The sequence below is a fragment of the Lactiplantibacillus sp. 3062 genome, assembly GCF_055413545.1.
Genome location: NZ_JBVAYE010000005.1, coordinates 162,548 through 173,679, shown reverse-complemented (window position 1 = coordinate 173,679; position 11,132 = coordinate 162,548). Strand labels below are relative to the sequence as shown.

Below are 11,132 nucleotides of genomic sequence, written 5' to 3'. Positions count from 1 at the left end.
GATATACTCCAGTGAAATTATTGGTTTAAATAAAATAGAGTAACCGTGAGCTTGATAAAGATTAAGGTAGGTCAGATTTTTACTAGTTGGTAACTGATTGTTTTTGCAATGTAGTTAAAAATATAGCTATAATCATATTTGACAAGACTAATTTTAGTGACTTCTGGGAAGACAAAATTGCGTCTAAATTATTAGACGGTAAGAACGTTATCATTGCTGCCCACGGTAACTCACTCCGCGCCCCTTTCGAAGTACATCGAACGCATCTCCTATGATGACATCATGGACTTAGAATGGCTACTGATGAACCAGTTGTTTATGACTTCGACGAAAAGTTGAACGTTTTAGGCAAAGAAAAGTTAGGCAAATAATTAATAGTTATTCACTGATTTTTAGAGCACTCTGGATTGAAGTCAATATTTGAGACAGATTTTAAGAGACATTCAGAACCGCGTTTACCTTCCACAGCTCAAATAAATCATTAATCGCGATTAATAACTTATTTGAACCCTGGAAAGCATTAAATCAGGCGGCCATTTGGCTCGTAAGTGTTGCAATTTCAACTTGTAAGGGGGTCTGGTAGCCCAGTGAACTATGAATTCTCTTCCTATTGTAGAAAGCATGCACATATTCAAAAAGGACGGCAGCGGCAGTTTCATAATCTTCAAAGACCGGCACTGGATAAACACATTCCTTTTTGAGGGAAGCGTGAAAGGATTCCATTGGCGCATTATCATACGGACAACCCTTACGGCTGTATGAGTGGCGGATATGTAGCTCAGTTAAACGTTGATTGTAATCATCGCTGGTATACTGTGATCCTAAATCCGTATGGATAATCAGGTCCCCAGTAATGGTTCGATTTTTAACCGCGCTTTCAAGGGTCTTTAAGACTAAATCAGTAGCCATCTTTTTTGAGAACGAATAGCCGATAATCCGTCGTGAGTGCAGGTCCATGATGGTTGATAAGTAACACCAGCCATTACGCTTCGTTTGAATATAGGTCATATCAGCGGTCCATTTTTGATTTAAACCAGTGGTCGAGAAATCCTGCTTAAGCAAGTTGGGACGCTGTTCAACCTTGGTTTTGGAAGCCGAAGCCGCTTTCCACTTATTGACGGTAACGGAGTGGATATCCAGTTCCTTCATGAGCCAGGAAATCCGTCGTGGACTGCACCGAAGCTGCAGTTGTTGAAGTTCCAGATTCAATTCATGGTGGATCTTCATAACACCGTATCGCTGCTTAAATTCCGCAAAGATCCGCAGAATCCGTTGTTTCAAGCCCGCATCTTCGGCCCGGCGTTTTGAAGGTTTGGGGGATCGATAACGATAATACTGAGCTCTGGAAACACCGAGGATTCGGCACATCTTGGTTACCTGGTGGTGATGGCTTTCTTGGTGAATGTAATCAAAGATATTGGTTACTTCTGCGCAAGGAAGCCCAGGGCTTTTTTTAGGATTTCGTTCTCCTCAGACAGCGAAGCCAGTCGCTTTTCCATCGCTTTGATTTCGTCTGGCGATTTACCGGATTGAGTTTTGGCCTGGCCCTGGATCCACTTATGAACTGTTGAATAGCCAATGCCATATTCTCTGGCCAGTTGGGCAGCTGATTCGCCTTGCTTATATAGGTTGATAATGTTTTGTTTGAATTCTTTGTCGTAACGAGTTGGCATGTAAAAATTCCTTCCTTTTGAGAGATGATTTATTCATTATACCCTCTCTTAAAAGTTGTCTCAGGAATCAGCTTACATCCAGCTCGTTGTTTAACTATTTTGAGCAACAACGCGATGTCAACGTCGGCTTCATTGATCAATTGTTGATGAGTGAGCCACTACCCGCCATTGCGGGAGAATTCATGGAACTACCGGCTGGTGCCCCTAGTCTGGTAGTCAAAGATGAAACTTATCTGACAACTGGTAAAATGCTGGCATTTTCAAAACAATATTATGATTATCGACGCGCCCGGTTATTCATGGTGAAAAAGATTCGCTGAGGTGGCTATTGATCTGTTGCGGGGATTACATAGGTGGGAGCCTGGTAATCCTTGTTTTTGTGTGGGGAGGGTGATGTTATAAGATGAAAATATAATTGCTTTTATGATGTTGATTTGGATATTGGCAAATATAGTTGAATAAGAGTGATTTAGTTAAGTTATTTTACCTCCAAATAAGATATAATTAACTTTGTATAAGTAAATAATGAACGATAATTATTGATATTTAGTAATGATTAAATGCGGGGGAAGTAAAATGCACTTTTGTCCAAATTGTGGTGTAAAAATAACAAATAAGGTCAACTTTTGTCCAAACTGTGGACAAAAATTAAATTCTATTGTCGAAACGACGGTAAGCACGACAAAATCAGAAAATGAAAGTGATAATCGTGCAGTTGTAGGGGAGAAAAAAGTTCAGCACAAATTTGTATCAGGTTCCCATGATGAACCATCTCGAGAGCAACAACTATTGAATGACCAATTAAGCAGAGCTTTGAAAACTTTATATTCCATATTATTAAGTACCTTTGATGCTCCACGTAGTAATGGTACGTTAGAACAAAACTTTGGACGAATTCGAGTTCGAAGTTCAGATAAAATTAAAGGGTATGATTCAGATGAATTAGCTAAGCGTGTGGAGCCACTCTGCCGACCCAATTATGTGGCAACTTCGGCAGATGTCCAATTCATTCAAGAATTAATGAAAAAATATGAAAATTATTTTCAGAAAAGCAAGCTTGAAAATATCTTAAATATGTTATCAGGACAATCAAGTACGGCGATTGTTGATGATAAACATTTAAATCGCGTTCAAGAATATTTACATGTGGACCGTGGCAATTTAGAGCAAGATTTTCATGATGTATTGATGCAGTTCAATAATCAACGCGGAAAGCTGGCGTTTTTGGTTGGAAATGTGGGTGACGGAAAATCCCACTTAATTGGGTATATGAAGTCACAGTACCCAGATGTTTTTAGTCTGAACAAAATAAATATTCATTACGATGCAACTGAAAGCTTTGACCCTCAAAAGACAGCGATGGACACACTAATGGAATTATTACAGCCGTTTTCTGATAATTATGTGGAGAATAATCGTGAAAATTGGGTCGTTGCCATTAATATGGGTATTTTGGTGAACCTAATCAACCGAATGAAAGCATCTGGACAATTTACTAAGCTATTGTCATTTTTGGCTGAGACGGGAATTACAGAACAATCGTCAAGTCTCCATATAACTAAGAACGACTTTTTTGAATTACTGTCGTTTCGTTCTTATCCTGTATTTCAAATTGATGAAACTGGGGTCAACAGTGCTTTTTATGATGAGCTATTCAGCAAAGTTACAGTGCAGTCTGAAAGTAATCCATTCTATAATGCATATCTTGAAGATAAAGAAAAACACATTGTCCATCTGACACACCATAATTATGAATTCTTTAGTAACAAAAACACGCAGAAAGCTTTGAAATACTTATTAATCAAGGTGCAAGTAGAATCTAAAGTGATCATTTCCACCCGAGCGTTATTGGAATTGATTCATGATATCCTGATTCCGGCTAAATTAGAAGAGCATCAAGTGATAAATTATGAAGGATCATTACCATACTTGTTATTTGCAGGTTTTGGCGACTCCCCGTTAATTAAGAAAATCAACGAATTTGATCCAATTGATTTTCAAAATGATCAGATTGAACGGCTGACAACTAAAGTCTATAGTTCGCAGCGGCAACTGAGTGATTTAGCGCACGATGTTTTAAATCGTGATGATCTTCAGAATATCCAATGGTTGTGGAGTTACATTAGTGAGGAAAGTGGAGATCCTAGTGGAAAAATCGATTTTAGTGAAAAAGTTGGATTGTTGATCCGGATTAAATATTTGGTTGATTATCAGGATGCTGCATTTAATGATCAGTATTACCTAGATTATTTGAAACTTATAAGAGATGCCAGAGAAAATGGACAACGGGCTGAGTCAGTACGACAATTATACAAGCTTATCAAGGCGTTTGTCTATCAGTGGTGCGGCAGTCCAAAGAGTGATTTTGTTTATACTTTTATTAACGAAGAGAAAAAGTTTGGGATTGCAATTCCATTTGATATGAACTTTACAGGTGTTACAGTAGTTGGAAATAATGTCGTTTTGAGTCTTAAAAATTCGGATGTTAACACAAGTTACTCGTTGTCCGTCGATTATGATTTATTCAAGCTGATTGAAACAGTGAATCAGGGGTATTTATTGAAGAATAAGGATAAGCGGCAATTTGTTAATGTTGCTAATTTCATTGAGAACATTATTAAGAGCAATCGAGCAGTCAAGGAAACTGTGATTGGAAATATTGAAACTAAGGAATTTTATCGTCTGACGGATGATGGCTTTGAAGTCGAAATGGAGGCTATGAATTAATGAATAACTTGGTGTCTGAGCTTGGCCGTGCACTGAATTTTGATAAAACACTGAAGTATAAGCATGATATCAGTACTTGGTTGCTACCGTTTTATACAAGAAATCCGGAGCGAGTAAAATTCACTGAAGGGTTTGGGGCCATTGTAGGAGTAATTGCCCGACAACTAAATGGTGAAAGCGTGGAAATGATTCAGAAACCTTTCGCACTGACGTCGACTTCTTTGGAGACCACTGTCGATACTGAAAAAGTGGCCGAGCTGTTTGATCGGAGCAATTATCAACAAATGCAAAGTGCTAAGTTACTACAGTATCAGCCACTATCAACGGATCAACAAAGCAAAGGTGAAATTAGGCTAGGCCTTTTTCTGATTCAACTGTTGAAACTACAGGATAACCAAGACTTTGTGAATGCATTTAAGGCCGAGCAACCGTTTAATTTGTATGAAAAGATTCTATACGAATCGTTAGCGAACTCGGATGAACATACTCAGGGAACTGATATGGTCTTTACTTTTTATGATCATGAATGGTTTAGTAAATGTTTTTCTAGAGATATTCAGCATTTCTTAACGAACAAAGACTATTTTTATCAACACATCGATGAACTACTAGAATTTTATTATTTCACGTATGTTATTCAATTAATCAGCCGTATTAGTGACGCAACAGAGCAAGAAACAATCATACCGCTCTACTTTACGTTGGAAAATGAACCTGTGTCGCAATCACGACTCTCAATTCAGCAAGGTTATCAATTAGTCTATCAGCACGGACAAGATTTATTAGTTGATATGGATGTTATAAATTACTTGAATGCGTTAATTCCAGCTGATTGTTTTTATTGGAAATCACAAATTTTAGATGAGACGTTCAAATATCGTATGGAACTAATGGATAATTTGAAGCAATTTATAGAAGCATATCGCGAACAAGTTCCAGAGGGAAAGCTAGATGATATCGAGTTTAATTATACAAGTTTGCCGTCTGCAATTAATACACTGAGAATGATCCTGGAAAAACAAAAGGGTGCTCCAGATTCACGATACGCTAAGTCATTGGACGAGATTGCGCAACAAGGATATATTCGGCAGCATGGTCGTTTAGGGCGCGTTTTTTCATTAAGTAATCAGACTGTATTGATGTTAACAGCTGCAATAGTTGGAAACCATAAGATGTTGTTAAAAGATGTTTTCAATGAGTTGCAACAACGCGGTGTCTATTTTGATCGCTTAAGTAGGGAAAGAGTCATTAGATTGTTTGAACGTGTCAATGTTTTGGAAAAACTGAGTGATAGTGGGGATGCACAATATGTTAAGGGAATACTATAAATTTTTAGGCAATCGGCTGATTGATTGGAGTCAAACAATCACTATACAGGCCGGAGACAGATATGTCTTAAACTTTGAGAATGATGATCAAGTAAGACAATTTATGAGCGTATTATCTGAATTTAATGACATTCATAATTTTCAGTTAATGGATGAGCAGTCTGGTCCTAATGCGCTGGCATTTGACATAGATACAGATAGTCATATGCAACTAGTTGTTGTTTCCACAGTTGAGGTGACCCCTGATTATTTAGTTAATTTGAGAAATAGAATTGGACAACAGCAAGGTGTTTGGGAAAATACGGCGCTATTGTTTGTCTCAAATAAAGTTTTGGATAGTATCAATAGCGGTGCTAAGGACATCGGGCGTCAAGGAGGACCTTTTAATACGGGCGCGCTTAAACGTAATGTGCAAGCTACTGTCGATAAGAGTGAAAAACTCAGTAAAGACGATAAAGATGTTCTGAAATTTATGGTGAAAACCATTTATGATGGTGAACAAGAGCTTACGTTAATGGATTTTGCTGATGTGTACGGCATCATCGAAAAAGGTGAGTTGTCTGATTCTGACTACATTCAAATGGGGTATTTTCAAGATCAGGATTTATCCACATATTCATCTAAGGAAGAACGCTTAGCGGAAAATCATGCTGATTACGTGAATATTAGCTTGGCACATGGCTTTGGCGATGTACGTTCTCGAATTACTAAGATTGTTGATGGTGAGAAGCTCATCAGTGATTTATCTGGCAATAATTGGCAATCTGTTAACTATAAGCAAATTTTGGCAGGAAAAGAACGGTTAAAGCAGAATAAGAAAATCAGTTTAGTGTATGATGCAGAAATAATGCAGGGAATCAATGAAGACATGCTAATTTGGGATCGTCCAAAAGGAACTAGCAAAGCTGGGCAACGAACACGTTATATTATCGTGTTTAATGATAAACACCAAAACAAATTAACGGTTAAATTCCCCTTCGACGCTACAGTTCAAGATAAATGGATTACTCAGTCCAAAATCAATCATAAGCACTATACGGTTGGAACACATAAGAATCAGTTAGTGGTTGACTTTTCTGATTTGAAAACTAATGAACCTGAAAGTGTCAAAGTACGATATCGACACCATGATATTGGTAGTCTAGGCTTTACTTTTAATATACTGATATTACCCTTTACTGACAACAAAATATTGGGGTTGCGCCCATATTACAGAGTTAAAGTTAAAGGGGAGAAAAAGGCTAACTTAGAGATACCGAGTGATATGGACGAACTAATTTTGGGCTCCGGGATTCAATCTAAAAAATTGAATGTTGATAAAACAAGCCAACTTGATAATCTGATGCTCGGTCCAAATGATCAATTAAAGGCCGATCTCAGTCAATTATCGCTTGATGATGATAATGAAAGCTTTACAGTAACACTAGGTAGTGTTCCACTCAATTTTAATGTCTTTGATAATGATGATAATAAAATTCAGCCTAAAAGTGCGCTAGATATTGAACGTTATCGTCGCGAACATTCATATGATGGTCATTATCAGAATCAGCGAATCATTTTTGGTAGTGAAATCAGTAGTGTTTTTAACAATCAGAAAACTTTTTTTGATTTAGAAGAGAAACAAATTAATACTGAAACACTGATTGAAGATGGTGCTGAAATTTCAGCGCAATTGACAGAGAAGTATCGGCATTTATTTGGTGTTTTGAAGAAACGTATGACATTGATGAGCTTAATTAATTGGGATCAAGAGGTCATTGAGAGTGTACGTGATATTTTGGCTGAAGTCGAACAAGAAATTACACATACTGAAGACGGTGTAGAGTTACCGACAGAAGTCCGCAACATAAGCCGAATCGGTGAACATTGGAACAGTAGCCATGAAGTTAGTTATTCCCCCCTCAATCCGATGCAATTAAGCTATCAGCTTCAGGTGGAAAGCGATGTTCATGATGAAAAACTCTCCAGAACCTTAGAGCAGAAGTTATCCCCAATCCATCTGGTACCGTTTTTGAAACGCAATCAACTTAACTATCGTGCGTTTACTTCGGAAAATGCGCCACGGTGGTTGTGCTATTCAGAAAACAATAGATCAAAGTTCAGTCGGGTTTCGCAAGCGATTATTACAGAACGACTCAAAGATTTTAAGAAGCATTTCAATTACTTGTTTGATATTAACCCTCAGAGTACTTATAATATCAAGTTTGTTAATGTTACTGATGAAAAGCCGTTAATTAAGAGTTTAGTTGATTATTTGTATTCGGAAATTGAACAAGTAACTAAACGTCGGCAGTCTATCAATGAAATCAATCCAGTTAATGTTTATATGTTACGCGCTAGCCACGATGCCGTTAATTCCGACTTTAATGGATTTTATCAATTGAGTAACCGAGATGAATTTGCTGACTTCTTCACTGAACCATTGAAGAAAAATAAAGAAGTTTCCGATGAAGAAGTTCTTGAGCTGATGAAAGAAAAAATCAATGTCTTTTATGATTTTGAACCAGACGAAGGCTTTCACATTACTTTCTATCAATTTGCAAATGAATTAACATTAGATGGTGCCGATAGGTCAAATCTAGAGATGAACTATTCTTTAAATGGTGTCATTGGTGGTACAGAGTACACCAGTATTCAAGACAGTTTAAAAGATGGATTTGGAACTAAGGGGCTAAATGATGGTGATAGTGCTCAAGTAGTTCATTTTGCAGAATCCTGGAACGAGTTATTAGTGGCGACGGCGCAGAAGCATGTTGCGATGACCCATGGTATGACGTTGACGAATAGTATTGAAGAAGTGGATAGTCGTGATTTTCAAGCTCAATTTGATAAAAGTAATTGGGTAACAGTATTAAATCCAGAAGTAAAATTGGATTATTTTAATAAGTTAAGCCAAGATATTTATGTCATTCATTATACAGACTACACGAATTCAGTAAATTATGAGTCAATCACATTAACAAAGCAAGTCGATCAGTATCGCACAATTTTATCTGAGAATTTGCCACAGAATATCAAGCAACGTAATAGTAGTTCGTATATTGATAATGTTATTAAGACATTTAATATGATCAATGGTGAGTGGCTATTGCGTTTAGTCAGTCATAGGCAGCAGAAAACGACAGTCAAAGAAAAACTGAGCATTCTGGCAGTTTCAAAAGAAATGTTGGGAATCCTTCAGCGGGATGATGTAATCTGGGTACCATTGTCCTTAGAAGAAATATTACGTGTTTCTGGATCATTTGTCGGTGAAAGTCGTTCTGATGCAATCTTTAGTGCAAAAAGCCTCGGAGCTAAAGGTAAAATATCTGATGACTTGTTATTCATGGGATTAAAGGAAGATGGAGCTCATTATGATGTGATGTTCTTGCCGACCGAAGTTAAGGTTGGTGTGAATTCCAGTACAGTTATTGATAAAGCAATTGAGCAAGTTCAGCATACCGCTGCAGTCTTGAATGAGACATTAGTAAAACAACAGAATTTTAAAGCAAAGTTCTACTTAGACTTTTTCATGAAACTATACTTTGCAAATGCTGCAAAGTTATACTCCAACGGTGAGATGGACTTGACTAGTTTTAATGGACTGATGTATGCCAAACAGCGGATTGTCCAAGGAGACATTGAAGTAAACCAATCAATGTTGAGTTGCTACCATAACAAATTCATCTTCTCATTGAAGACAGGTTATACGAACCGGCAAATTCGAATTATGGACGATTATACTTCGGTTGAAGTACCGGAAGATGATGCCTTTTCATTTGCTGGTCAAGAGACGCAATGGATAATTGATGAGATTCAAAATAATCACTTCGGTTTTGATCAACATCGGTTATTAACAAATGAAATGCTAATTAATGATATTGAAACTAAAAGTATACAAGCCGAGCAGGCTGAAGTGCATACGGAAAATGATGAAGCAGTACCAGATTCCGACAATGGAGAAGTGGAAGCAAATGAAATGACAGAAGCAGAAGCGCTTAGTTATCCCGGCAAGCACACTACGCTTCAAACTGTTGGTGATGTCTTCGAACCTGAGGGTAATGAGGTGTCACCAAATGAAAATCAATCACATGTTTCTGCTAAGGACGAAGACACATATAATAAATTGGACGAGGAAAATGATATGTTGGATGAGAAAGAAGAAATTGAGGCAACTCGTCGTATTCGTATTGGAACAATTGATGGTTCTACTAGTAAAGTGTACTGGGAGTATGGAAGTGATAAGCTAGCAAATCGACATATGCTGATTACTGGTAAATCAGGTCAAGGAAAGACATATTTCATTCAGACACTGTTGCTAGAGTTTTCAAAGGCAAAAATCGATACAGTGGTTATTGATTATACAGATAGTTACATGCCTGATCAACTAGACCCGACATTTAAAGAAAACGTCAATCAAATTAACCAGCATATTGTGCTTGCTGACGGGTTACCGATTAACCCATTTGCGCCACAGCGATTTGATATTGGCACTTATCACAAATTGGAGGACGCATCTGGCATTGCACAACGAGTTGCTGAGGTTTTGGATTTTGTCTTTAGTCTAGGCATTCAGCAAAAAAGTCGATTAGTCACTGTCATGACTAGTGGCCTTGAGGGCAATCCTAACTATACGTTTGCAACGTTGAAAAAGACGCTTCTGGATAGCGGCGAATCAATTGATACTAAGTTGTATGGAAGACTGCAAGCGTTACTGATGAGAGATCCGTTCACATACAAAGAGAATTTTGACTGGTCAAATTATTTTGGAACGACAGGGAAAACTAATATTATTCAACTAAGTGGTTATCCAGCTTCATTACAAAATGCAATGATTGAATTTCTATTATGGGATCTTATTAATTATGCCAAGCTTAATTCTGACAAAAAGTTAATTTATCCAATCTTTTTAGACGAGGTTCAGAATTTAAACTTTGATAAGGATTCTCCAACTGTTAAGATCCTACGAGAAGGTCGGAAATTTGGGTTCTCAGGATTATTTGCGACACAGTCTTTGAGTAGTATTAAAGGCGAAGTGGATGCAATTTATAACGCTGCAGAGCAGGTTCATTTCTTGCCTCCCGAGAGTCAAACTAAAGCAGTTGCAAAAATCCTAAGCTCCGATCGAGTTGAGCAGAATAAATTTGAACAAGAATTGACAACTTTGAAGAAAGGTCAGTGTGTCGTCAGCGGACCAGGATTAGTTGAAAAAGGCGACTTAGCTAAACAAGTGAACGTTGTGAAAATTGATGATTTAGCATCACGTTTAAGCTAGTCCATGATTATTTAGCACAGCTTGAAAGTTGCCTCTTCTACTTTTTGGCAATTTGAAATTGTTTTAGATGCGAAAGGTAACTGATAAAAAATCCCCCGAGTCGAATTTCCAACTCAGGGGATTTTTAATGCTCTCAGTACCAACACAATG

General features: G+C 37.5%; 6 protein-coding genes and 1 pseudogene. 5 read left to right on the top strand and 2 right to left on the bottom strand.

Going from position 1 to position 11,132, the window contains the following annotated elements:
- Positions 1-161: 161 nt before the first annotated feature.
- Positions 162-371, top strand: a pseudogene (gpmA, locus tag ACWQAU_RS09355) (2,3-diphosphoglycerate-dependent phosphoglycerate mutase); the annotation flags it as partial.
- Positions 372-525: 154 nt separating this feature from the next.
- Here the strand turns inward: gpmA and ACWQAU_RS09350 are convergent.
- Positions 526-1,404 carry an IS3 family transposase gene (locus ACWQAU_RS09350; protein ID WP_261793265.1) on the bottom strand — a complete coding sequence of 293 codons (879 nt, stop codon included), beginning with the start codon at positions 1,402-1,404 and terminating at the stop codon, positions 526-528.
- A gap of 17 nt (positions 1,405-1,421) precedes the next feature.
- Entirely contained in the window at positions 1,422-1,673 is a 252-nt protein-coding gene (locus tag ACWQAU_RS09345) for an IS3 family transposase (protein WP_002816285.1), read from the bottom strand.
- Between ACWQAU_RS09345 and ACWQAU_RS09340 the strand changes: the two genes are divergently transcribed.
- The 4 genes from ACWQAU_RS09340 (at position 1,667) to ACWQAU_RS09325 (ending at position 10,982) form a co-directional block, all read left to right on the top strand.
- Entirely contained in the window at positions 1,667-1,993 is a 327-nt protein-coding gene (locus ACWQAU_RS09340) for a UTRA domain-containing protein (RefSeq protein ID WP_308705909.1), read from the top strand. The genes ACWQAU_RS09345 and ACWQAU_RS09340 overlap by 7 nt on opposite strands.
- A gap of 256 nt (positions 1,994-2,249) precedes the next feature.
- The gene (dptF, locus tag ACWQAU_RS09335; protein WP_027821699.1) at positions 2,250-4,400 is read left to right on the top strand and encodes a DNA phosphorothioation-dependent restriction protein DptF; all 2,151 of its coding nucleotides are present in this window, start codon (positions 2,250-2,252) and stop codon (positions 4,398-4,400) included.
- Positions 4,400-5,728, top strand: a complete 1,329-nt coding sequence (dptG, locus tag ACWQAU_RS09330) for a DNA phosphorothioation-dependent restriction protein DptG (RefSeq protein ID WP_027821700.1) — start codon at positions 4,400-4,402, stop codon at positions 5,726-5,728. The genes dptF and dptG overlap by 1 nt, the downstream gene beginning before the upstream one ends.
- Complete coding sequence (locus tag ACWQAU_RS09325) at positions 5,709-10,982, top strand: helicase HerA domain-containing protein (RefSeq protein WP_027821701.1); 5,274 nt, start codon at positions 5,709-5,711, stop codon at positions 10,980-10,982. Before dptG ends, ACWQAU_RS09325 begins: the two co-directional genes overlap by 20 nt.
- Positions 10,983-11,132 lie beyond the last annotated feature (150 nt).